The following is a 24,276-nucleotide window of genomic DNA, read 5'->3' on the forward strand; positions in this document are numbered from 1 at the left end:
GGAGCAGGACCCCGGCTGCCGCGCCCGCGTGGGCGAACAGGCCGGAGCACGGGGGGATGACAAGCCGCCTAGGCTCGATGCGTGCCCTCCGAAGCCCTCACCGACGCCGAGTCCCCGCCGAGCCCCCGCAGGAGGCGTACGGGACTCGTCCCCCTGCTGGTGGTCGGGTCCGGCGTCGCGGCGCTCGTCGCGGCCGGGCTCCTGAGCGCGACGGGCAACGACCGCACCGGTCTGATCGTCGTGCGGGTCCTCACCGAGTCCGCCGCGGTGGTGACCATCGGGTCGTTGCTGCTGGCCGCGTTCCTGGTGCCCCCGCAGCCTTCCGGGCTGCTGGCGGCCGACGGGTACGCGGCGCTGCGCACCGCGGGGTGGACGGCGCTGCTGTGGACGTTCGGCGCCGTGCTGGCCGTGCCGTTCACCGCCGCCGACGCGATGGGGCAACCCGTGTCGGTCATGTTCAACCCGGCCGAGCTGTTCCAGGCCGCCGGGTTCATCGAGCAGGCCCGCGCGTGGATGATCACCGCCGTCGTCGTGGCGCTGATCGCGCTGGGCAGCACGATCGTCCTGTCGTGGGGCTGGACGGCGGTGCTGTTCTCCGCGTCCCTCTTCGCACTGGTGCCGGTCGCGGTCACCGGGCACTCCTCCGGCGGCGGCTCGCACGACGTGGCCACCAACAGCCTCCTGTTCCACCTCGTGGCCGCCGCGCTGTGGGTGGGCGGGCTGATCGCCCTGCTGGCGCACGGCCGCAGGCGCGGCAACGACCTGGCGCTGGCCACGACGAGGTTCTCCGCCCTCGCGCTGGTCTGCTGGATCGTGATGGCCGTCTCCGGGATGGTCAACGCGCTGGTGCGGCTGCCGCTGGGCGACCTGTTCACCACGAACTACGGCCTGCTCGTGGTCGCCAAGATCGCCGCGCTGCTCCTGCTCGGCGGCATCGGCTACCTGCACCGGACCCGCGGCGTGCGCGACGTCGTGCGGACCGGCTCCGGCGCCGCGCTGCTGCGGTTGGCGGGCATCGAGGTCCTGATCATGTTCGTCACGCTCGGCATCGCGGCGGCCCTGAGCCGCACGCCTCCGCCGACCGACGGCAGGGTGCTGCCGAGCCGGGTGGAACTGCGCATCGGCTACGACCTCGACGGCGCTCCCACCGCGTTCCGGCTGCTCTTCGACTGGCGCTTCGACCTGATCTTCGGCACCGCGGCCGTCGTGCTCGCGGTGCTGTACCTGCTCGGCGTGCGCAGGCTCCGCGGGCGCGGTGACGCGTGGCCCGTCGGCCGCACGGTCGCCTGGGTGCTCGGCTGCGCCACGATCCTGGTCGGCACGTCCTCCGGCATCGGCCGGTACGCGCCCGCGATGTTCAGCGTGCACATGGGGGCGCACATGCTGCTCTCCATGCTGGCGCCGATCCTGCTGGTGCTCGGCGGTCCCGTGACGCTGGCGCTGCGCGCCCTGCCGACGTCCGGCAAGGACGGACCGCCCGGTCCGCGCGACTGGCTGCTGGCGTTCGTGCAGTCACCGCTCGCGAAGCTGCTGACCAACCCGTTCGTCGCCCTGTTCCTGTTCGTGGGGTCGTTCTACGGCCTGTACTTCTCCGGCCTGTTCGACGCCGCGCTGCCCAACCACTGGGCGCACCTCGCGATGAACGCCCACTTCATCCTGGTCGGCTACGTCTTCTACTGGCCGGTGATCGGCATCGACCCCGCCCCGAACCGGCTGCCCCCGCTGGGCAGGCTGGGCCTGCTGTTCGCGTCGATCCCGTTCCACGCGTTCTTCGGCATCACGCTGATGAGCTCGCAGACCGTGATCGGCGAGAACTTCTACCGCGGCCTCGGCCTGCCGTGGGTCTCGTCGCTGCTGGAGGACCAGCGGCTCGGCGGCGGCATCGCCTGGGCCGCCGGTGAGCTGCCGCTCCTGGTGGTGATGGTGGCGCTGCTCGTGCAGTGGGCCAGGTCCGACAACCGCGACGCCCGCCGGTCGGACCGGCGGGCGGACGGCGACGGGGACGCGGACCTCGCCGCGTACAACGCCATGCTGAAGAAGATGTCGGGCGACTAGAGGGGCTTGCGGAACCCCTTCACCGCGAACGCCCCGCCGACCGCCGCGATGACGAGGCTGGTCGCGATGGCGGCGAACGCCCCGGTGACCGGCTGGGCCAGCGCGAGCCCGCGCGCGGCGTCGACCGCGTGCGTGAGCGGGTTGACCGTGGCGACGGCCTGCAACCAGCTCGGCAGGCCGCTGACCGGCACGTAGGCGCTGGACGCGAACATCAGGGGGAAGATCGCCAGGAAGCCGACGGTCTGCATCAGCTCCGCGTTGCGCAGCCAGGCGGCGATGGCCAGGAACACCCAGCCGAGGCCCCAGCCGACGACCAGCGCGAGCGCCAGCGCGGCGGTCACGCCGAGGATCCCGCCCGCGGGGGCGAACCCGAAGATCGTCACCGCGAAGACGATCATGATCAGCAGTTGGAACGCCGAGCGCACCAGGTCGGACAGGCTGCGGGCGATCAGCACCGAACCCAGCTGGATCGGCAGCGAGCGGAACCGGGCGAGCACGCCGTTCTTCATGTCGGTCACGAGCCCGACGCCCGCCTGGAGCGCGGACTGCATCGCCGTGTTCACCAGGATCGCGGGCATCAGGAAGTCGATGTAGGCCACGCCCTGCGGGAACCCCGGCGTCTTCGCGATGCTGCTGAAGATCTGGCTGAACAGCGTCAGCATGATCAGCGGCTGGAGCACGCTGAAGATCACCATGCGCGGGTCGCTGACGACCGCCCGCAGCGATCTCTGCGTCAGCACCAGCACCTGGGTGGCGAAACCGCTGCCGCGCCACGCGGTGGGGGCCGCCGCGGCGGGCGTTGGAGCGAGTGTGGAGGTCATGCCCATCTCCTGTTCAGGCGGCCTGGTCGGCGGCGAGGGTGAGGTACACGTCGTCGAGCGTCGGCTCGCCGAGGGCCAGTTCGCTGGCCTCCAGGCCGACCTCGTCCAGCGCGCGGACCACGACGGCCAGCTCGCGCGAGGCGGTCACGGGTGCGGTGAGGCTGTTGTGCTCGACGTCGAGCACGGGCTGGAGACCCGCCTGTTCCAGCGACCGCATCGCCTTCGGCAGGTCCGCGGCGGCGGCGAGCGTCACGGTGACCGTGCGCTGGCCGACCTGGGCCTTGAGCTCCGAGCTGGTGCCGGAGGCGACGACCCTGCCCTCGGCCAGGACGGTGATCGAGTCGGCCAGCCGGTCGGCCTCGTCCAGGTACTGCGTGGTCAGCAGCACCGTCGTGCCCTCGGAGACCAGTCGTTCCACGATCTCCCACATGCTCAACCGGCTCGACGGGTCGAGGCCGGTCGTCGGCTCGTCCAGGAAGATCACGTCCGGGCGGCCGACCAGACCCGCGGCGAGGTCGAGGCGCCTGCGCATGCCGCCGGAGTACGTGCGCGACGGGCGCTTCGCCGCGTCCGCCAGGTCGAACACCTCCAGCAGTTCGGCGGCCCGCTCGCGCGCCTCCCTCGGGCTCGCGCCGAGCAGCCTGGCGATCAGCACCAGGTTGTCCGTGCCGGACAGCTGCTCGTCCACGGCGGCGAACTGGCCGGTGAGGCCGATCCTGCTGCGCACGTCGTGCCCCTGCGCGACCACGTCGAACCCGCCGACCCGCGCGGTGCCGGAATCGGGCGGCAGCAACGTGGTCAGCACGTTGACCAGGGTCGTCTTGCCCGCGCCGTTGTGGCCCAGCAGGCCGAGCACCGTGCCCCTCGGCACGGCGACGCTCACCCCGTCGAGCGCCTTCACGTCGCCGAACGCCTTGACGACGTCCCGCGCCTCGATCATCAGGTCGGTCATTGCTCTTCCCCTGTCCGGATGGTGCCGTGCAGGAACAGCTCGACGAGCTGGTCCGCTTCCGCCGCGCCCTCGCCGAACCCGTTGTGCTGCATCCGGTTCGTGAACACGAAGCCCATGAGCAGCCGGGCGGCCAGCAGCGGTTCGACCCGCAGCCGCTCGGCGTCGGGCTCGAACAGCTCGGCGACGCGCCGCATGACCCGCTGCATCTCCTCGGGCGGGCCCTTGCGCCCGCCGCCCTCCCCGCGCGGGTCGAACCCCGTGTCCTGGAGGGCGCTCATGAGCGACCACATGCGGTCCAGGTAGCCCGTGACGGCCCTGACCGCGCCGGTCAGCCGCTCCTCGATCGGGGCGGTCGCCGGGATGCGGTCGATCAGGTCGATCTCGGTGTCGGGCTCCATGGCGCTGCGCAGCGCGCAGGTCAGCAGTTCCTGCTTGTCCTTGAACGCCCGGAAGACCGTGCCCTCCGCGACGTCGGCCGCCTTGGCGATCTGGTTGGTGGTGACGTTCGCCCCGTGCACGAGCAGCAGCGGGATCGTGGCCTTGACGAGCGCCTCGCGGCGGTCTTCCAGGCTCATCGCCGGGGCTCGGCGTCGTCGGGTCGTGCCTTCGTCGGACATGTCACGACTGTATGAGTGAGCACTCACTCATGTCAAGGAGTGAGCACTCACTCATTCTAGTCCGCGCCTACCACAGGGGACCGACGATTCCGGTCCCACGCTCGCGACCTGTCCACAGGCGGGGTGGTCGTCCACAGGTCCGGAGATCGCGCTGTCCCGTACCCGTCGCAGGTCGGAAGCTTGTCGGGACAGAACTGGCAGCAGGGAATCGGGAGGCGCGGCGATGGGTTGGAATGACACGGCGATCACGGTTGTCGGTGTCGTGGCGAGCGAGGTCACGCACCGGGAGCTCGCCTCGGGCGTCAGCCGCACCTCGTTCCGGATCCTGTCCGTGGCGCGGCGGTACGACACCGACGCCCAGGGGTTCGTGGACGGCGACAAGCTGTTCCTGAACGTGACGTGCTGGCGGAGGCTGGCCGACGAGGTGGGCAAGGCGCTGGAGAAGGGCGACTCGGTGATCGTCACGGGCAGGCTGCGCAACCGCGACTACGAGCTGGACGGGAACCGGCGCAACGTCTCCGAGATCGAGGCGGCGGCCGTCGGCGCGAGCCTCCAGTGGGGTCGGGTGGCGATCGAGCACGACGGGTCCGGTTCGCCCGACGTGCCGATACCGGGCATGCCGGACCTCGTCGCTCCCCGCAAGGAGGGCGAGGGGGTGCCGGAGGTGGTGGGCGCGCTGCCCTGATGCGGCGGTCGGGTGCGGGGTGCGCGTCCGCTCGGGGCAACCCTCGAACGCGGGTGGAGAAGTCGTCCGCTCCGACCGCCGAGACGACAAGATGTACCGGAAGCCGCGCGGCGAAGGCCCGCGCGGATCGTGAACGCGAGTGCGGAGGAGGGAAGGTCGGAGATCGGCGTCGGGCGTGACCGCGCCGCCGGTTGTGAGGAGTGGACCGAGGAGTGCCCGCGCGAGCGGACGTCGGAACTTGACATCGACGGCCGGTCGGGCGGGTCAGAGGATGGGCTGGTCAACGCGCTGCGCGACCACTGAGCACGTGCCCCGAACGGGGTGTGTTGCAGGTGTGGGTGACCCTCGTCCGCGTTAACTCTTCAGTGTCGAAAGACGCGCTGCTGGCAACCGCGGTTCTAGCTCGATCGGCACCGCTCTACGATCGCGGCCATGGCCGAGTTCATTTACACCATGAAGAAGGTGCGCAAGGCGCACGGGGACAAGGTCATCCTTGATGACGTCACGATCATGTTCTACCCCGGTGCCAAGATCGGCGTCGTCGGCCCCAACGGGGCGGGCAAGTCGAGCGTCCTCAAAATCATGGCCGGTCTGGACACGCCGGGAAACGGTGAGGCGTACCTGGCTCCCGGCTACACGGTGGGCATCCTCCAGCAGGAGCCCCCGCTGAACGAGGAGAAGACGGTCCTCGGCAACGTCGAGGAGGGCCTCGGCGAGATCAAGGTGAAGCTCGACCGCTACAACGAGATCGCCGAGAAGATGGCCACCGACTACTCCGACGAGCTGATGGAGGAGATGGGCGCGCTCCAGGAGGACCTGGACCACGCCAACGCGTGGGACATCGACTCCCAGCTCGACCAGGCGATGGACGCCCTCCGCTGCCCTCCGCCGGACGCCGACGTCACCAAGCTGTCCGGTGGTGAGCGCCGTCGGGTCGCGCTGTGCAAGCTGCTCCTGAGCAAGCCCGACCTGCTGCTGCTCGACGAGCCCACCAACCACCTGGACGCGGAGAGCGTCCTGTGGCTGGAACAGCACCTCGCCGGGTACGCCGGTGCCGTCCTCGCCGTGACGCACGACCGGTACTTCCTGGACAACCTCGCCGAGTGGATCCTGGAGATCGACCGCGGCAAGACCCACCCGTACGAGGGCAACTACTCGACGTACCTGGAGAAGAAGGCCGAGCGCCTCGCGGTCCAGGGCAAGAAGGACCAGAAGCTCCAGAAGCGGCTGAGGGACGAGCTGGACTGGGTCCGGTCGGGCGCCAAGGCCCGCCAGGCCAAGTCGAAGGCCCGCCTCGACCGGTACGAGGAGATGGCGGCCGAGGCGGAGAAGACCCGCAAGCTCGACTTCGAGGAGATCCAGATCCCGCCGGGCCCGCGTCTGGGCAGCGTCGTGGTCGAGGTCAACGAGCTGAAGAAGGGCTTCGGCGACCGGGTCCTGATCGACGGCCTCACGTTCGACCTGCCCCGCAACGGCATCGTCGGCGTGATCGGCCCGAACGGCGTCGGCAAGACGACGCTGTTCAAGACCATCGTCGGGCTGGAGCAGCCGGACGAGGGCAAGGTCAAGGTCGGCGAGACGGTCAAGCTGTCCTACGTCGACCAGAACCGCTCGGGCATCGACCCCAAGAAGACCGTGTGGGAGACCGTCTCCGGCGGCCTCGACTACATCCACGTCGGCAACGTCGAGATGCCGTCGCGGGCGTACGTCAGCGCCTTCGGGTTCAAGGGTCCCGACCAGCAGAAGCCCGCGGGCGTGCTCTCCGGTGGCGAGCGCAACCGGCTGAACCTGGCGATGACCCTCCAGCAGGGCGGGAACCTGATCCTGCTCGACGAACCGACGAACGACCTGGACGTCGAGACGCTCGGCTCGATGGAGAACGCGCTGGAGCAGTTCCCCGGCTGCGCCGTCGTGATCTCGCACGACCGGTGGTTCCTGGACCGCGTGGCCACCCACATCCTGGCCTGGGAGGGCACGGACGAGGACCCGGCCAAGTGGTACTGGTTCGAGGGCAACTTCGAGGGTTACGAGAAGAACAAGCTCAGTCGTCTCGGCGCCGAGGCCGCGAGGCCTCACCGGGTCACCTACCGCAAGCTGACTCGGGACTGAGCCGGGACGCATGGCGGCGAGAGGCGAAGCGCAGGCGGACGTCGAGGTGAGCACGCTGGTCGTGCCCGCCTGGCGGCTGCGTTGGCGGGCACCGGAGCTTGCCCTGGTGCTCGGTGAGCGAGCCGTCGCGCTCGCCTCGACCCGCCGTGACGAGATCGACCGGTTGCGGGCGGAATCCCTGGTGATCTTCGCGGCCAACCGGATGGGGCGCGGTGTCCGCATCGCCGACCGCGCCCTCGACGCGCTGCGCGCGTCGGAGAAGGCGGGCGAGCAGGAGACCTCCTGGCGCCTGCGGATCGAACTGGCCGCGTGCGCGACCGCCGTCGGGGCCCCGTTGACGGGCTTCGGCGCGGTCCGCCCGGTGCTGGCGGCGGACGGCGTGCCGCACGCCCTCCGCGCCGCCGCGCTGGTCCAGGCGAGCGACTGCCTGGTCACCATCGGCCGGGGCCCGCAGCCGGGCATGGCGTTGAGCGAGGCCGACCAGCTCTACGTGGCCGACACCCTGCTCGACGCCGACACCCGCCTGCTGCAACGCGGCCTGCTCCACGCCTCCGCCGCGGCGCAGCACCGGCGGTGGGGCGACCTCCAGGCCGCCACCGACGCCGCGGGCAGGGGCTTGGAGCTGCTGGCCAAGCTCGGCGACCCGTCCGTCGACAGCGGCCAGGTCAGGGCGAAGCTGACCCTGGAACTGGTCTGCGCGCTGATGGACTCCAACCGGCTCGCCGAGGCCTCCGAGGTCGGGTCCCCGCTGCTGGACCTCCCGGTCCGCGCCCCGTCCGCGGGCGACGTCGGCTGGCTGCGGCTGGCGCTGGCCACCCGCGTCCACCTGCCCGCCGGTCGGGTCGACCTGGCTCGCGGGATGCTCCGCGACGCGGCGGACAGCGCTCAGCGCCACCAGTTGGACACCCTCCTCGCGGAGAGCCTGCTGGCGCTGGCCCACGTCCACGAGGTCTCCGGTGACCTGGCCGAAGCGCTGACCGACCTGCGTTCGGCGCACGCCGCCGAACGCCGTCGCGCTCGCGCCGTCTACGCCGTGCGCGCCCGCCTGGCGGCGGAGTTCTCCGGGGCCCACCGCCAGCCGGTGAGCCCGCACGAGCAGCTCGGCAGCCTGCTGCGCCCCGGCGAGGGGCGCTCGCCGTCCGCGCAGGGCGTGATGCGCGGCAGCCAGCCGCCCGCCGACGCCGTGCTGGCGCCCGAGCTGAAGCAGCAGCTCCGCCAGTGGCGTCCCACCCAGGCCACCCCCAAACCGGAGGGGCCGCGCGTCAAACGCGCCCTGCGCGCCGCCGAGGACATGACCGTCGAGGGCATCTCCGCCGCCCGCGCCCACGCGGCCGACCGCTGGCGCCTGGTCCAGCCCTTCGGCACGACCGCACCCGAGCCCGCCCAGGACCCCGCCGACGCCGTCGCGTCCACGGGCGGCAGGCGCCGTGCCGAGGACCGCGATCCCGCGGCCACCGACCTCCCGGCCACGTCCGAGCGGGGAGGGGAGACGGCCGTCCCCGCCACCGGCCTGATCGCCGCCGCCGGGGCGATGCGCAGCGGTCGCCGCCGCGCCGCCCGCGAGGCCGCCGAAGAGGACACCACGCCCACGCAGGCGCCGTCCGCGGAACCGTCGGTCCCCACCGCTCCCTGGGCCGCGGGGCAGGCCGCGCCGGACGAGACTCCCGACCCCGCTCCGGCCGCCGCCGACGGTCCCGACCACGGGACGGAGGCGCAGGGGCCCGAGGTCGCGAACGTCCTCGACACCCTCGAAGCCGCGGGCCTGCTGAACAAGCGCCGTTCGGGCGGGCGCAGGCGCGCACCCGACTCCGAGTCCCCCCAGCCTCCCGCCGCCGATCCCGCGCCCGCGGCGAGCGCTCCCGAGCCCGAGCCGCCGTCCGAGCCCGCTCAACCGCCGGTCGAGGACACCCCGAAGTGGCGGGTGGAACCCCCGAAGCGCCTCCGCTCCGACGACGACCAGCCGAAACGCCCGCCGTCGGACCTCTTCGACGCCCCCACCACGGTCTACCCGGCCGTCGGCGCGGACGGCATGCCCGTGGAGCGTCCCGCCGCGGGCCTCGGCGCGGCGTTCGCCAAGGGGCCGGTGATCCCCACCGCGCGCACCCCCCAGTCGTCGGGCCTGGAACCCCCGCACCGGTCCACGCCCGACGCGACCCCGCCGGGCGAGCACCCGACCGCCGCTCCGCGCGTCGGTCCCGACTTCCGCCTGGGTGCCGACTCCCTGGGCCGCTCGGGCTTCCGCCCGGCCTCGGACCAGCCGCCCGTGGCACCCGGAGCGTTCCCGGTTCAGCCGGAGAACGCCGTTCCGGCCGAGCCCCAGGGCTCCGCGCCGGTCCCGCAGGGCCAGGGCTCCACCGGTCCCGACTTCAGGCTGCCCGCCGACTCCTTCGGCCGCGACGGCTTCCGAACCGCCAACGCGGCCGATCCGGACCCCACCACGCCGCAGAACTGGCCCCCCACCACGACGTCGGGCCACGGCGCACCCGACCTGCCGACCACGTCCCCGCCCGATCACGGGTCGACGTCGCGGCAACCGGGGTGGGCCGGGTCCGAGTCGGGTGCGCAGACCCCGGACTGGTCCGCGGACGCCGCGGTGAACCGGGCCGCCGGTCTTCCCCCGGACTTCGGCCTCGGTCAGGGCTCGGGACGGACGTGGGTTCCCGACGACGGCCCCGGCTTCGGAGCGGGCTCGGCCGCGGACTGGACCGCGGACGCCCTGCCCGGCACCGGCTCCCGCCCCGCGGACCGGCCGTCCGACGATCCGGGTCCGGCCGAAGCACCCCCCACGGGTCTGCCGAACGACGAGCCCGGCTCGGACACCCACCACACCTCAGGCGCGGGCGAGGCCTCCGCTCAGTCCGGCAGGCGTCGCCAGCCCGAACCCGATGCCGGGGCCGCCACGCCCGGAAGCGACTTCGCCCGGCCAGACCCGCGCCACCAGACCGACCACGGCTTCACCACCGGCTCGCGACAGCCCGCGGGCGCCGGCTTCGACACACCCGACCACACCACCCTCGCTCCAGGAACGCCCCAGGAGCCCACCTTCGGCGCCGACCGGCCGACCTCCGCCGCCGGCTTCGGTCCTGGCGCCGATCGAAGGGCTCCCGCTGACGGGTTCGGTTCTCACTCGGACGGGCCGATCTCTGCGGATGGGTTCGGTGCTGACCGGTCGGGTCTTGGTGACGGGTTCGGTTCCCGCTCGGATCGGCCTGCTTCGGCTGACGGGTTCGGCTTTGACCGGTCGGGTCCTGGTGACGGGTTCGGTTCTCACTCGGATCGGCCGATCTCTGCTGACGGGTTCGGTGCTGACCGGTCAGGTCCTGGTGACGGGTTCGGTTCACACTCCGACCGGCCGACCCCCGCCGACGGGTTCGGCTCTGGTGCCGACCGGCCTGCTCCCGCTGACGCGGTCGACTCCCGCTCCGACCGGCCGGCTCCGTCCGATGGACTCGGGTCCCCCTCCGACCCGCCGAGCTGGGCCTCCGGTGCGCGGCCGAACTGGGATCCCGGCTACAGCTCCTCCGGCGCGGCGGACCCCGGCATCTTCCCCGGCGCCGAGTTCGGAGCCGCGGCGTCCGGCAAGGGCGCACCACCGTCGGACTTCTCGTTCGACGTCGACTTCCCGCGCTCGTCCGAGCCGGACGCCCTCACCGCCCCGCGGCCGCCCGGCAGCCCGACACCGGACCGCGAGCCGGAGCAGGTCCCGGCTGTCCCCGAACCGGGGCAGGTTCCGGAGGTCCCGGAGCCGGACCAGGTCCCCCCGATCCCGGACCCCGACCCGATCCCGCAGCCCGCCCCCATCCCGATGCCGCCGACCAGCAGCGGCTTCGACCTCGGCCGGTCGCGGTTCCTCACGTCCGCCGACGTCGAGGACGACCTGCCCGAACTCCCCAGGCGGGTCCCGGCCGAGGCACCGCCCGTCGAGCCGGACCCGTTCGTCACGGCCGTCGTGGTCGGCGACCGGACGATCGAGGTCCCCAGCGCGGCGCGGGCGTCGCGGCGGCACAAGAGCGACCTGAGCCTGGCCGAGCTGCTCACCGAGGCGCTGGTGGCGTACGAGACCGGTCGCCGGTCGGACCCGGACCCGGACCAGACGGCCGGTGAGGAGATCGCGGACTGGATCTCGTCCGCTGAGACGCCGACGCCGCCGGGCACGCCCGAACCGCCCGCGTCGCCGATCTCGCCGGACCGCCTGGAGCGGGCCGGGCACCACGTGGCGGAGCCGGAACCGGCGGCCGACCCCGAGCCGAGGCCCAGGGCCGTGCCGACCGATTCCGAGAAGACGACGTACCTCACACCGGTGCGGGACGTCGAGTCGACCGCGCCCATCTGGGAGCCGGGACCGGACGGGGAGCCGCACCCGCCCTACGACAGTTGGACGCTTCCCGAATCATGAGAATATGATTTGAGGTTTTAATAAGGTTTCCCGCTGGTAACAAAGGCTTGGCTACGAGAAATACGCGAAAAGTCGCGATAATCGGCTTTCCCGAAAGTAGTCCAGGTTGTTCGATTCAGTACCCGGGTCATTGCCACCCCGTTCGAACCGGCCATCTACTGTGGTCCTCGGACCCGGTACACAGAGGTGCCGGATAGCTTGGAGAGTCGTCTGAACATGTCCTCGACTGGAGCCCCGTCCCGTTCCGAGTTCGAAGCCGGTCGCGCCGAACCTGGCAAAAGCCGCTCGGCGAGCCCCGAGCAGGTTCGGGATGAATTGATCGAACGGGCTGCCGCCGCCGCGCCGGAACTCGCCGATCTCATCCGCCTGTACTACCGCCACGCACCCTCCGAGGAAGTCAACGACGACGACCCGGTGGACCTGCTCGGCGCCGTGCGGTCGAACCACCAACTCGCCGAGTCGCGGGTGCCCGGCCGCCCGGCCGTGCGCATCCTGAACCCGACCCGCGCGCACGACGGCTGGGAGTGCCCGGTCACGGTCGTGCAGGTCGTCACCGACGACATGCCGTACCTGGTCGACTCCGTCGCCTCCGAGCTGACGCGCGGCGGTGTCCAGGTCCAGCGCGTGGTGCACCCGATCGTCGTGGTCCGCCGCGACCCGGTGACCGGTGTGCTGCACGAGGTCCTGCCGCTCGCGGACCCGTCCGCGCCACCGGCCGACGCCATCGCCGAGTCGTGGATGAACATCGAGGTCGACCTGATCACGGACCCCGACCGGGCCCGTGAGCTGGAGACCCGGCTGCACACCGTCCTGAACGACGTCCGCGAGGTCGTCGAGGACACCGACAAGATGACCACGACGGCCCGCCAGCTCGCCGACCAGCTCGACAGCGACCCGCCGCGGCTGTCGCAGGACGAGACGAGCGACGGCGCGAAGCTGCTGCGCTGGCTCGCCGACGACCACTTCACCTTCCTCGGCTACCGCCAGTACGAGCTGATCCGCGACGACCCCGCGACCAACGGCGAACCGGCCCTGCGCGCGGTGCTCGCCTCCGGTCTCGGCGTGCTGCGGCAGGACAGCCTGGCCGCGCGCAGCCTGACCGCCGGGCCGGACGCGGGCGCGCAGGCGCTCTCGCCCGAGCTGCTGGTGCTGACGCAGGCCAGCGCGCAGTCGAGCGTGCACCGCTCGGTGTACCCGTACTACGTGGGCGTGAAGACGTTCGACGCCGACGGCAACGTGACCGGTGAGCACCGGTTCCTCGGCGTGTTCGGCACGACCGCGCTGCACGAGGACGTGCTGGACATCCCGGTGATCGAACGCCGGGTGCGCGACGTGATCCACCGCGCGGGCTTCCCGCTGCACTCGTACTCGGGCCAGCGGATGCTGGAGGTCGTCCAGAACTACCCGCGCACCGAGCTGTTCTCGGTCGACGCCGACACGCTCTACGCGACCGTCGCCGGGGTCATCGCGCTGGCCGAACGCCGTCGTCTGCGGCTGTTCCTGCGCCGCGACCCGTACGGCCGCTTCTACTCGTGCCTGGTCTACCTGCCGCGCGACCGCTACACGACGACGTCGCGGCTGGCCATGCAGGAGGTGCTGCTCGACGCGCTCGGCGGCGTGAACCTGGAGTACAGCGCGCGGATAGGGGAATCGGCCCTCGCGCGGGTGCACTTCATGGTGCACACCGACCCCGCCCGCGGCGCGGTCGAGGTCGACACCGCCGAGTTGCAGAACCGCCTGGCCGAGGCCGTGCGGAGCTGGGACGACCGGATGGTCGACGCCGTGCTGGCCGAGCAGGCCGACGGCGGGCAGAACGGCGGCCTCGGCACCGAATCGGCCGGTGAGCAGGGCCAGCGGTTCGCCGTGGCGTTCCCGGAGGCCTACAAGGAGGACTTCTCCGCGGCCGACGGCCTCGCCGACTTCCGCCGCATCGAAGCGCTCCGGCCGGGCGACCTGGACATGGTCTTCTACGTGCCGGAGAACGCCGAGCCGGGGGAGCGGCGGTTCAAGCTGTTCCTGGCGGGCGACCGGATCACGCTGTCGCAGGTGCTGCCGATGTTGCAGCGCATGGGTGTCGTCGTGGTCGACGAGCGCCCGTACGAACTGGTCCGCGAGGACGGCGTGCAGTGCTGGATCTACGACTTCGGCCTGCGCATCGAGCCGAAGATCCTGGACCGGCTCAACACCTCGGACCTGGACACCGTGCAGACCCGCTTCCAGGAGGCGTTCGCCGCCGCGTGGCGCGGTGAGGCGGAGGTCGACGGCTTCAACACGCTGGTGCTCCAGGCCGGTCTGACCTGGCAGCAGGCCGCGATGCTGCGCGCGTACGCGAAGTACCTGCGCCAGGCGGGCACGCCGTACAGCCAGGACTACATCGAGGACGTCGTGCTCGGCCACACGGAGGTGGCGAGCGAGCTGGTGCACCTCTTCGAGGCGCGCTTCGACCCGGCGCTGGACGACGCGAACCGGTCCTCGCGCACGGAGTCGCTCACCGGCGGCCTGGTGAAGCTGATCGACGACGTGACGAGCCTGGACGCGGACCGCATCCTGCGCAGCCTGCTCACGCTCGTGCAGGCGACGCTGCGGACGAACTACTTCTTCCGCGACGCGAGCGGCAACGCCCGGCCGTACCTGGCCGTGAAGCTGAACCCGCAGGCCATCCCCGAGCTGCCGCAGCCGAGGCCGCGGTTCGAGATCTTCGTGTACTCGCCCCGCATCGAGGGCGTGCACCTGCGCTTCGGCTCGGTCGCGCGCGGTGGTCTGCGCTGGTCGGACCGGCGGGAGGACTTCCGCACGGAGATCCTCGGCCTGGTGAAGGCCCAGGCCGTGAAGAACGCGGTCATCGTGCCGGTCGGCGCCAAGGGCGGCTTCGTCGTGAAGCGCCCGCCCGTCTCGACGGGCGACACGGGCCTGGACCGCGAGGCGTTCCTGGCGGAGGGCGTCGCCTGCTACCGCCAGTTCATCTCCGGTCTGCTGGACCTGACCGACAACCTCGACTCCGGCAAGGTCGTCCCCGCGCCGCAGGTCGTCCGGCACGACGGCGACGACACGTACCTGGTGGTCGCGGCGGACAAGGGCACCGCCCAGTTCTCCGACATCGCCAACGAGGTCGCCGTGTCCTACGGCTTCTGGCTCGGCGACGCGTTCGCCTCCGGCGGCTCGGTCGGCTACGACCACAAGGCCATGGGCATCACCGCCAAGGGCGCGTGGGAGAGCGTGAAGCGCAACTTCCGCGAGCTGGGCGTCGACACCCAGTCGCAGGACTTCACCGTCGTCGGTGTCGGCGACATGTCCGGAGACGTGTTCGGCAACGGCATGCTGCTGTCCGAGCACATCCGCCTGGTGGCGGCGTTCGACCACCGGCACATCTTCATCGACCCCACCCCGGTCGCCGCGCCGTCGTTCGCCGAGCGCAAGCGGCTCTTCGAGCTGCCCCGCTCGTCGTGGGCGGACTACGACCTGTCGCTGGTCAGCGCGGGTGGCGGTGTCTGGCCGCGCACGGCGAAGTCCATCCCGCTCAGCGCCGAGGTGCGCGAAGCGCTGGGCATCGACGCCGGCGTCGAGAAGCTGTCGCCGCAGGACCTGATGAAGGCGATCCTGCTGTCCCCGGTCGACCTGCTGTGGAACGGCGGCATCGGCACGTACGTCAAGGCCGCGACCGAGACGCACGCCGAGGTCGGCGACAAGGCCAACGACGGCCTCCGCGTCAACGGCGTCGACCTGCGGGTCAAGGTCGTCGGTGAGGGCGGCAACCTGGGCCTGACCCAGCGCGGCCGGATCGAGTTCGCCCGCAAGGGCGGCAAGGTCAACACCGACGCGCTGGACAACTCGGCCGGTGTCGACTGCTCCGACCACGAGGTCAACATCAAGATCCTGCTGGACCAGCTCGTCCGCGACGGCAAGTTCGACCAGCAGCAGCGCAACGAGCTGCTCGGCCAGATGACCGACGAGGTCGGCGAGCTGGTGCTGGCGGACAACTACTCGCAGAACGCCGTCATGGGCGTCAGCCGGGCGCACGCGGCCCCGATGCTGTCGGTGCACGCGCGGCTGGTCGCGGACCTGGAGAAGCGCGGCGTGCTCGACCGCGAGCTGGAGGCGCTGCCCAGCGCCGCCGAGTTCCGCGCCATGGAGAAGGCGGGCAGCGGCCTCACCTCGCCCGAGCTGTGCACGCTGCTCGCGCACGTGAAGCTCGCGCTCAAGGAGGACGTGCTCGCCAGCGACCTGCCGGAGGTCGAGACGTTCGCCCGCAAGCTGCCGGAGTACTTCCCCAGCGAGCTGCGCGAACGCTTCGACGACGTGATCCCCGCGCACCCGCTGCGCAAGCAGATCACGACGACCGTGCTCGTCAACGAGGTCATCGACGGCGCGGGCATCTCCTACCCGTTCCGCCTGACCGAGGAGATCAGCGCGTCCCCGACCGACGCGGTCCGCGCGTTCGCCGTGGTCACCGAGATCTTCGGCCTCAAGGCGCACTGGGAGGAGATCCGGGGCCTCGACAACCTGCTCGACACGGCCGTCGCCGACGAGATGGTGCTGGAGTCGCGCAGGCTGCTCGACCGCGCGTCCCGCTGGCTGCTGTCCAACCGGCCGCAGCCGTTGCAGGTCGGCTCGACGATCTCCCGGTTCGCCGGTGTGGTCACCGAGCTGGCGGGCAGGATCCCGGACCTGTTGCAGGGGCGTGAGCGCACGTCGCTCGACCTGCACGTGGCCCGACTGGTGAAGGCCGGTGTGTCGGAGGACCTGGCGTGCCGGGTGGCGTCGCAGCTCTTCACCTACAGCCTGCTCGACATCACCGAGATCGCCGAGCTGGCCGAGCGCGAGGCGGGGGACGGCACCGGGCTGCTCCCGGAGCGGTCGCACCTGGAGACCGCCGAGCTGTACCACGCGCTGTCCGAGCACCTGGGCATGGACCACATGCTCAGCTCGGTGAGTTCGCTGGAGCGCGGGAACCGGTGGCACGCGCTGGCCCGGCTGGCCCTGCGGGACGACTTCTACTCCTCGCTGCGCGCGATCACGCTCGACGTGCTGCGCATCAGCGACCCCGGCGACAGCCCGGAGGAGAAGATCGCGACCTGGGAGCAGATGAACGCCTCCCGGTTGAGCAGGGCCCGCGCGGCGCTGGAGGAGATCAACCAGGCGAACCGGTTGGACCTGGCCACGCTGTCGGTCGCCGCGCGGCAGATCCGCGGCATGGTGCTGTGACGTGAGGTGTGCGGGAAGCCCCCGGAGCCCCGCGGGTTCCGGGGGCTTCCCGTCGCTGGGTCACTGGTGCGGGATGGGGATCCCCGCGGCGCGCAGATCGGCCTCGACGAGCGCGTTCAGGCGCGCCCAGCTCGTTCCGACGCCCTCGCTGTGGTGGTTGACCAGCCCGTAGCGGGCGGCGGCGTCCGGTGGGAGCCGGAAGCCCGCCGGTACCTCCAGCAGTTCCCGGTTGGCCAGCAGGCCCGCGGACAGGGCCGAGGCCAGTTCGTCGATCCGGGGGTCGTCCGGGGCCCACGACCGCGCGTCCCAGGCGCGCTTGGTCAGCTCGACGAACGCGGGATCGTCGAGCCGGTGGTCGAGCTGGGTCAGGAACAGGTCGAACAGGTCCGGCGCCAGTGCCCTCGCCAGCACCAGGGCCTCCCGCTGGCCGGCCACGTAGTCGGGGCTGAAGCCCAGGTCGGTGAGCCTGCGCAGGAGCGTGAGGGCGCGGTCGGGGAGCAGGAGCCGGTCGCCGTCGGCGAGCCGCCGCAGCGTGTCGCGGCGGGCCACCAGGTCGGCGATGCGGTCGGTGAGGCGCTGCTCGACGTCGGCGACGGCGGTCGCGAACCGCTCGGTGTCGGCGTCGAGCATGGACCCGACCTCGGCCAGCGGTGCGCCCGCGGCGGCCAGGGTCCGGACCTGCACCAGGCGGAGCAGGTCGGCCGATCCGTAGCGGCGGTAGCCGGAGCTGTCGCGCGGTGGTTCGTCCAGCAGGCCGTGCCGGTGGTAGTGCCGCACGGCCTTCACCGTGACACCGGCGAACGCCGCGGCCTGACCGATCGTGACGCCGGTCGGGTGTCCCGTCATCCGTGGTGGTCGACTTCCTGGTCGGGGCAGAACACGTCGTGGACCAGCGAGGCCAACGCCCGCGGGAACGCCGTCGCCAGGTCGATCTCGGAGGCCCCGGACGTCAGCGCCGCGGTCAGGGTCGTGCTGCCGTCGGGGGTGCTGTACATCAGCGCTCCGTGGCCGATGGTGCTGCCGTTGTGGCGGAGGACGGTGGTGCCGCAGTCCGTCTCCTCCACGAACAGGCCGAGACCGTAGCCGATCTTCGGGTGCGGTGTGCGCATCTCCGCCAGGAGCGGGGCCGGGAGGAGAGCTCCGCTCAAGAGGGCGGAGAAGAACGTGGACAGGTCCTGGGTGGTGGAGATCATGTCGCCCGCGGCGAAGAACAGGGACGTGTTCTGGCGGGTGACGTCGACGGTCTTCCACTCGCCCGCGTGCTGGTAGTGGTAGTAGCCGTGGGAGTGCGGTTCGGCGATGTCGGGGTCGGCGCCGGGCAGTTCCGTGTGCCGCAGTCCCAGCGGGTGCAGGATTCGTCGGCGCACCTCGTCGGCGAAGGGGCGGCCGGTGATGTCCTCGACCAGGAGGCCGGCCAGGGTGTAGTTGGTGTTGGAGTAGCTCCAGTCCGTGCCCGGTGCGAACCGCGGTGGCTTGGAGAGGGACAGCCGCACCAGTTCGTCCGGGTGGTAGGTGTGGAAGCGGTTGTCCACCCATTCCTGGCCCGTTGAGGGGAGCCCAGGAGCGGTGGTGCCGTCCCGGTTGAGGTCGCCGGTGTGGTTGAACACGCCGCTGGTGTTCTGGAGCAGCATCCTGGTGGTGATCCGCCGGTCCAGGGCGAAGCGGGGGAGGTGGTCGGCCACCGGGGTGTCGAGGGCGAGCCCGCCCTCGGAGACCAGGTCGAGGACGACTGCGGCGGTGAAGGTCTTGGTGTTGCTGCCAATGCGGATCCGGCCGTCGGCGGGGGGTGGGGTTCCCGTGTCCTGCTCGCGGGTTCCGGCGGTGCTGGTCCGGTTGGTGCGAGGGGTGCGCACGCGTAGTTCCGCGCTGGCGAAGCCGAGATTGACGAGGGTGCGGGCTGAGTCGTCCAGGGTTCGGGTCGGCATGTGCGCAGGGTTCAGGTTGACCCTGGGGCGGGGTCAAGGGAAAGCGGCTCGGTCGCCGACGCCGGGGTGCGACCGGTTTGACGCGGGCCCGTCGACCTGTCCCTTTGTCCGGTTGGGAAGGGCAGGTGGAAAGCCCTTGCCGACAAAGGGGCAAATCCCCGAGCGAATCCGGCGGCGGTTCGTGCCGGGTTGGGTGGTGCTGGCCTTCTCGGGTGTGGCGTTAGGTTGGTGTTCGTGGGGTTTGCCATGAGTGTCGAGCAGGTGCTCGCTGTGCGGATGCGGGCGCAGAGGCTCGTTTCTCCCGCTCGTGGTCTGCGTGATGTGGTGGCGTTGCAGGCTCAGGACGTCCGTGCCCTCGGTGTTGCCGCCGGAAATCGCGGGTTGGGTGTCGAAGGGGTGCGCACGTGGGCTTTTCGGGGCACGTTGCACCTGCTCCACGCCGCTGATGTGCGGTGGGTCCTGGGAGTGGTCGGACCGCGTTCTGTTGCCGCTGGTGCTCGTCGGCGGGCTCGGTCGGGGTTGGACGACGAGTTGTGCCGTCGCGCGTTGGGGGCGTTGCGGGAGGTCCTCCAGGAACCGCGGGATCGTGCTGGTGTCGTTCGGGCGCTGGCCGAGGTCGGGGTCGTGGTGGACCCAGGGGGGCAGGCGCCCGCGCACCTGTTGGCGTTCGCCTGCCTCTCCGGGGTGGTCCAGCGGGGGCTGGACGACCGGTACTGGCTGCTCGCGCCCGACGACGGCGAGGATCCGCGTGGTGTCACCGAACTGTTCCACCGCTACCTCGGTGCCTACGGTCCGGCCACCGTCGAGGACTTCGTCACCTGGAGCGGGCTGCGGGCGGCCGACTGCCGCGGTCTCGACCTCGACGGGCTGCGGGACACCGGGTTCGGGTTCGTCCTGCCCGGTACCGAGCCCGCTGAACCCGTCGGGGCGGTGGCGTTGCTCGGGCACTCCGACACCTACCTGCTCGGGTACCGGGACCGGTCGCTCGCGCTGGACCCGGCGTACGCCCCCCGGATCCAGACGGGTGGGGGTTTCCTCACACCGCACGTGGTGCTCGACGGGCGGGTCGTGGGGACGTGGAAGCGCTCCGGCGGTGAACTGGTGCTCGCTCCGTTCGAGCCAGGGCGGGGCCGGGAACTCCGGCGGTTGCTGGGCGAGGACACTCGTTAGGCTGGGGAAATCCACAGACTTGCAGGAGGCGCGTTCCGTTGGGTGTGTTCGTCACGGGTGTCCGGCCGCGATGGTCGGACATGGACGCGTTCGGCCACGTCAACCACGCCAACACGGTGACGTTGCTGGAGGAGGCGCGGGTCGACCTGCTGTTCACCGAGGCCGCCCGGCACGGCGTGACGGACATGACACACGGCATGGTGGTGGCCCGCCTCGTGGTGGACTACCTGACGCCGATCGTGTTCACCGGCGACGAGATCGTGGTCGAGATGTCGGTTCGCGAACTCCGGTCGGCGTCGTTCCTGCTCGACTACACCGTGCGGAACCAGCGCGGTGAGGACAGCGTCGTCGTGACGAAGGCGGAAACGCTGATGGTGCCCTACAACGTGACGGCCGCACGGCCGCGGCGTCTCGACGAAGCCGAGCGCGACTTCCTCGCGGGCTGGCGGGCCGGAGGTAACGGTGCCTGAGTTGATCCTGGCCGATCCCGCCGAGCGGGACGACCTCGGCGCGTTCGTGGCCCGCGCCGTCCGGCTGGAGCCGCAGGCGGTGGTCCGGCTGCGCAACCGCGGTGACAGCGGGCTGGTGGACGCGTGGGTGGCGACCCCGTTCGACGCGCTGGCCACGCGCACGGTCGCGGGCCGCCTCGAACCGTCGGACGTGACGGTGTCGGGCAGCGACCTGCTGATGGGGCTGGCCGTGGTGCGCAGCGCGACGGTCGACCCCGGCCCGGCGAAGGACCTGATGTGGCGGTCGGCGCTCCCGCCGACGGCGGGCTGGCTGCCCGTGGACCGGCTGCCCGGCAGCGTCGTGTCCGGGCTCGCGGACGAGGGCGTGGCGGTGGCTCGGGAGAACGCGGGCCCGCACGGCACGCCGCCCGCGTCGCTGCTGGACCAGACGGTGATCACGGTCAGCGGGTCCGGCCTGGACGTGAAGGTGCCGCTGCGGTGCCTGTTCGCGCTGTCCGGCATGGGCTTCCTCGGCACGACCGAGGAGGACGAGGTGCGCGTGACCGCGACGGACTCGTGGCTGCGGATCGACGCGCGCTTCGGCGCGATCGTGCGCCGCAGGCACTCCATGCTGCCGCTGCTCGTGTGAGCCGATCCCCGGTTTCGACTACCGTGGTGGCTCCGCCGTAGTCGCGCGGGGGGCGCGTCCGGCGTGGCGGGGGGAGTCGCGTGGAGTTCCGGGTCCTCGGACCGATCGAGGCGTACGTCGACGGTGCGGCGGTGCCCGTCGGCGGCCCCAAACCGCGCACGCTGCTGGCGCTGCTCGCCGTGCACGCGGGCCGGGTCGTCTCCCAGGACCAGCTCGTCGACGCCGTGTGGGGCGAGGAGCCGCCCGAGCAGACCCGTGCCGCCGTCTACACCTACGTGTCGACGCTGCGGCGCGCGTTCGCCGAGGAAGCGGACGTGCTCTCGCGCAACGGCGGCGGCTACCTGCTCGCGGCCGAACTGGACCAGGTCGACCTGCACGTGTTCACCACCGAGGTCGTCGCGGGTCGCAAGGCCCTCGCCGACGGCGACCTGGAGGAGGCCGCCGCGCGCTTCACCGCCGCGCTGTCGGTGTGGCGCGGCCCGGCGCTCGGTGGTGCGCAGGGCCGGTGGGCCGAGGGCGAGCGGTCCCGGCTGGAGGAGCTGCGGCTGGCCGCGCTGGAGGACCGCGTGGACGCCGACCTGGCGATCGGCCGCGGAGCCGCGCTGGTCCCGGAGCTGAGCGCCGCCGTGGCCGCGCACCCGCTGCGCGAACGCCTGCGCAGCCAGCTCATGCTCGCGCTGCACCAGTCGGGCAGGCAGGCGGAGGCGCTGGCCTGCTACCGCGAGGGCCGCCAGGTCCTGCTGGACGAGCTGGGCCTGGAGCCCGGCCAGGCGCTGCGCTCGACGCACGACCGCGTCCTGCGCTCCGACGCCGAACCGACCCCACCGCCCGCGTCGCCGCCGGACGCCGTGGAGGTGGTCGTCGTGCCGCAGCGGCCCAGCCAGCTCCCGTTCGACATCGCCGACTTCACCGGCAGGCTGGACGAGGTCACCCGGCTGTCGGAGCACCTGTCCTCGACGGGATCCGCCGTGCGGCTGTGCGCGATCTCCGGCAAGCCGGGCGCGGGCAAGTCGACGCTGGCCATGCACGTGGCCCACGCCGTGCGCGGGCACTTCCCCGACGGCCAGCTCTACGCGACCCTGCGCGGCGTCCAGGCCGTGCGCGCGGACCCGGCCGAGGTGCTGGCGGGGTTCCTGCGGGCGCTCGGCGTCGCCGACTCGGCGGTGCCCGCCGAACTCGACGAGCGCGCCCAGCTCTACCGCACCCTGCTGGCCGACCGGCGGGTGCTCGTGGTGCTCGACGACGCCGCCGACGAACGCCAGATCCGGCAGCTGCTGCCGGGCAGCCCCTCCTGCGCGGTGCTCGTGACCAGCCGGGAACGGCTCGGCGCGCTCGGCGGTGCGGCCCAGTTCGGCTTGGACGTCCTGGACGACGCCGAGGCGTTCGAACTGCTCGACCGGGTCATCGGCGGTGGCCGCGCGAGCACCGAGCCGGAGGCCGCGCAGGACATCGTGCGGCTGTGCGGACGGCTGCCGCTGGCCGTGCGGATCGCCGGTGCCCGCCTGGCCGCCCGTCCGCAGTGGAAGCTCGCGCGCCTGGCCGACCGGCTGCGCGTGCAGCGCCGGGTGCTCCAGGAGCTGACGCTGGGCGACCTGGAGGTGCGCGGCAGCCTGGCGCTGAGCTACGGCGGACTGGCCGAACGGGAACGCGCCGCGCTGCGCCGCCTCGGCCTGCTCGACGTGTCGACGTTCGGCGGCTGGCTGGTCGCCCCGCTGATCGACTGCTCGCCGGACGAGGGGGAGGAGGTCGTCGAGCGGCTGGTCGACGCCCAGCTCCTCGACGTCGTGACCAGCGACGACAGCGGCGCGCTGCGCTACCACGTGCACGACCTGACCAGGGCGTTCGCGCGGGAGCGGGGAGACGCCGAGGAGTCGGGCGCCGAGGTCCGCGCGGCCTGCACCCGTGCCGCCGAGGCGTGGCTGACGCTGGTGGAGACGGCCGGGCAGCGGATGCCGCACGCCCAGTTCGGCGAGCGCGGGGTCCCGTCCCCGTCGCCCTACCTGGACGCCGACCTGGCCGACGAGCTGCTCGCCGACCCCGAGGCGTGGTTCGACGCCGAGCAGTCCGACCTGGTCGGCGTGGTCGAGCGGATCAGCGAACTGGACCTCACCGACATCGCGACCAGGCTGGCCGCGGCGCTGTGCTCGTCGCGGTTCTCCGTCCGCAACCTGTTCGGCCAGTGGTGGCGCACCCACTCGGCCGCGCTGGACGCCGCCCGCCGGGTCGGTGACCGCACCGGTGAGGCGCGGCTGCTGTCGGGGCTCGGCTGGTTGCGCTACGAGCAGGACCGCTTCGACGAGTCCTCGGGCTACTTCGAGCAGGCGCTGGAGGCGTACGCGCACACCGCGGACGCCCGCGGCCAGGCCCTGGCCCGGCTGGCGCTGAGCACCGTGCGCCGCGAACGCGGCGAGCTGACGAAGGCCCACGAGTCGCTGAGCCTCGCCCTGCTGGAGCTGCGCGAACTGGACGAGCCGCACGCCGTCGCCCAGGCCGAGCACGAGCTCGGCCGCGTGCTCACCGAGCGGGGCGACCTGGACGGCGCCTTGGAGACGTGCGAGCGGACCCTCGCCGCCTACCGCTCGTTCGACGACCGGCGCGGCACGGCCATCGCGCTCCGGTCGGTCGGCATCGCGCTCCGCGCCGCCGGCCGCCTGGACGAGGCCGCGCAGCGCTGCGAGGCGGCCGTCGACGTGCTGCGCGGGCTCGGTGACCGGCTGATGTCGGCCTACGCCGTGCAGGCCCTGGCGAAGGTCCGCATCCGCCAGGGCCGCGGCGACGCCGTGCGCAGCGACCTGCTGGAGTGCCTGGCCACGTGCAACGACATGCAGGACGGCTTCGGCCAGGCGCTGCTGCTGCGCACGCTCGGTGAGCTGGAGCAGGCGGCGGGACGCCCGGAGGTGGCCCACCGCTACCTGGAGCGCTCCCTCCAGTGGTGGGACGCGCTGGGCCTGCCGGTGTGGCGGGCCCGCACGCTGCGCGACCTGTCGTCCGTCCTGGTCGCCCTCGACGACCGGTCCGCGGCCGACCGGGCGTGGACCGAAGCGCTGTCGATCTTCGAGCGGCACGGCAGCCGGGAGGCGCGCGAACCGAGGGAACCCCGGCCGCAGGACGTCCTCAACCCCGCGTGACGGTGTGGTCGACCCGGTGCGCGAAGAACCAGCCGCGCCGAGTCCTCGTCGGCAGCAGCTCGGCCGAGTCGACCCGGAGCCCGCCCGCCTCCGGCGAGGTGGCGGGCCCGACGACCAC

Annotated in this window: 15 protein-coding genes; 9 read left to right on the forward strand and 6 right to left on the reverse strand. The window is 72.2% G+C overall.

Translation table 11 applies throughout. The annotated features are described in order from the left end of the window. Positions 1–81 precede the first annotated feature (81 nt). Positions 82–2,055 (forward strand): bifunctional copper resistance protein CopD/cytochrome c oxidase assembly protein, encoded by a 1,974-nt coding sequence (locus AC156L_RS12610; protein WP_330877349.1) that lies wholly within the window; start codon positions 82–84, stop codon positions 2,053–2,055. Here the strand turns inward: AC156L_RS12610 and AC156L_RS12615 are convergent. Genes AC156L_RS12615 through AC156L_RS12625 form a run of 3 tightly spaced genes read right to left on the reverse strand, consistent with a single transcriptional unit; the run spans position 2,052 to position 4,445 of the window. Then, entirely contained in the window at positions 2,052–2,876 is an 825-nt protein-coding gene (locus AC156L_RS12615; protein WP_330877350.1) for an ABC transporter permease, read from the reverse strand. The two genes, AC156L_RS12610 and AC156L_RS12615, sit on opposite strands and share 4 nt — an antisense overlap. A 13-nt stretch (positions 2,877–2,889) precedes the next feature. Next, positions 2,890–3,828, reverse strand: a complete 939-nt coding sequence (locus AC156L_RS12620) for an ATP-binding cassette domain-containing protein (protein ID WP_330877351.1) — start codon at positions 3,826–3,828, stop codon at positions 2,890–2,892. Continuing rightward, positions 3,825–4,445 (reverse strand): TetR/AcrR family transcriptional regulator, encoded by a 621-nt coding sequence (locus AC156L_RS12625; RefSeq protein ID WP_330877352.1) that lies wholly within the window; start codon positions 4,443–4,445, stop codon positions 3,825–3,827. Before AC156L_RS12625 ends, AC156L_RS12620 begins: the two co-directional genes overlap by 4 nt. Positions 4,446–4,668: 223 nt before the next feature. Here AC156L_RS12625 and AC156L_RS12630 point away from each other — a divergent pair, with 223 nt between their 5' ends. The 4 genes from AC156L_RS12630 to AC156L_RS12645 all read left to right on the forward strand — a co-directional run bounded on the left by AC156L_RS12630 (position 4,669) and on the right by AC156L_RS12645 (position 16,837). Continuing rightward, complete coding sequence (locus AC156L_RS12630) at positions 4,669–5,130, forward strand: single-stranded DNA-binding protein (protein WP_330877353.1); 462 nt, start codon at positions 4,669–4,671, stop codon at positions 5,128–5,130. A gap of 432 nt (positions 5,131–5,562) precedes the next feature. Then, positions 5,563–7,239: an energy-dependent translational throttle protein EttA gene (gene ettA, locus AC156L_RS12635; RefSeq protein WP_330877354.1), complete on the forward strand. Its 1,677-nt coding sequence runs from the start codon at positions 5,563–5,565 to the stop codon at positions 7,237–7,239. Positions 7,240–7,249: 10 nt separating this feature from the next. Beyond that, a complete protein-coding gene (locus AC156L_RS12640; protein WP_484406837.1) occupies positions 7,250–11,635 on the forward strand; it encodes a hypothetical protein in 4,386 nt (1,461 codons plus the stop codon). A 216-nt stretch (positions 11,636–11,851) separates the two neighbouring features. Next, complete coding sequence (locus AC156L_RS12645; RefSeq protein ID WP_330877356.1) at positions 11,852–16,837, forward strand: NAD-glutamate dehydrogenase; 4,986 nt, start codon at positions 11,852–11,854, stop codon at positions 16,835–16,837. Positions 16,838–16,897: 60 nt separating this feature from the next. Here the strand turns inward: AC156L_RS12645 and AC156L_RS12650 are convergent, their stop codons facing one another. Beyond that, the gene (locus tag AC156L_RS12650; RefSeq protein WP_330877357.1) at positions 16,898–17,683 is read right to left on the reverse strand and encodes a MerR family transcriptional regulator; all 786 of its coding nucleotides are present in this window, start codon (positions 17,681–17,683) and stop codon (positions 16,898–16,900) included. Further along, positions 17,680–18,762, reverse strand: a complete 1,083-nt coding sequence (locus AC156L_RS12655) for a serine hydrolase domain-containing protein (protein ID WP_330877358.1) — start codon at positions 18,760–18,762, stop codon at positions 17,680–17,682. Before AC156L_RS12655 ends, AC156L_RS12650 begins: the two co-directional genes overlap by 4 nt. Before the next feature lie 276 nt (positions 18,763–19,038). Here AC156L_RS12655 and AC156L_RS12660 point away from each other — a divergent pair, with 276 nt between their 5' ends. The 4 genes from AC156L_RS12660 to AC156L_RS12675 all read left to right on the forward strand — a co-directional run bounded on the left by AC156L_RS12660 (position 19,039) and on the right by AC156L_RS12675 (position 24,158). After that, positions 19,039–19,932, forward strand: a complete 894-nt coding sequence (locus AC156L_RS12660) for a DNA glycosylase AlkZ-like family protein (protein ID WP_330877389.1) — start codon at positions 19,039–19,041, stop codon at positions 19,930–19,932. A 38-nt stretch (positions 19,933–19,970) separates the two neighbouring features. Next, positions 19,971–20,402 carry an acyl-CoA thioesterase gene (locus AC156L_RS12665; RefSeq protein WP_330877359.1) on the forward strand — a complete coding sequence of 144 codons (432 nt, stop codon included), beginning with the start codon at positions 19,971–19,973 and terminating at the stop codon, positions 20,400–20,402. Continuing rightward, a complete protein-coding gene (locus AC156L_RS12670) occupies positions 20,395–21,030 on the forward strand; it encodes a DUF8010 domain-containing protein (protein WP_330877360.1) in 636 nt (211 codons plus the stop codon). Before AC156L_RS12665 ends, AC156L_RS12670 begins: the two co-directional genes overlap by 8 nt. 80 nt (positions 21,031–21,110) lie before the next feature. Next, the gene (locus tag AC156L_RS12675) at positions 21,111–24,158 is read left to right on the forward strand and encodes an AfsR/SARP family transcriptional regulator (RefSeq protein WP_330877361.1); all 3,048 of its coding nucleotides are present in this window, start codon (positions 21,111–21,113) and stop codon (positions 24,156–24,158) included. On the opposite strand, the gene AC156L_RS12680 is transcribed toward AC156L_RS12675, so the two are convergent. Next, on the reverse strand, positions 24,145–24,276 hold the full coding sequence (locus tag AC156L_RS12680) for a hypothetical protein (protein WP_330877362.1): 132 nt from the start codon (positions 24,274–24,276) through the stop codon (positions 24,145–24,147). The genes AC156L_RS12675 and AC156L_RS12680 overlap by 14 nt on opposite strands.

This window comes from Umezawaea sp., assembly GCF_057122925.1.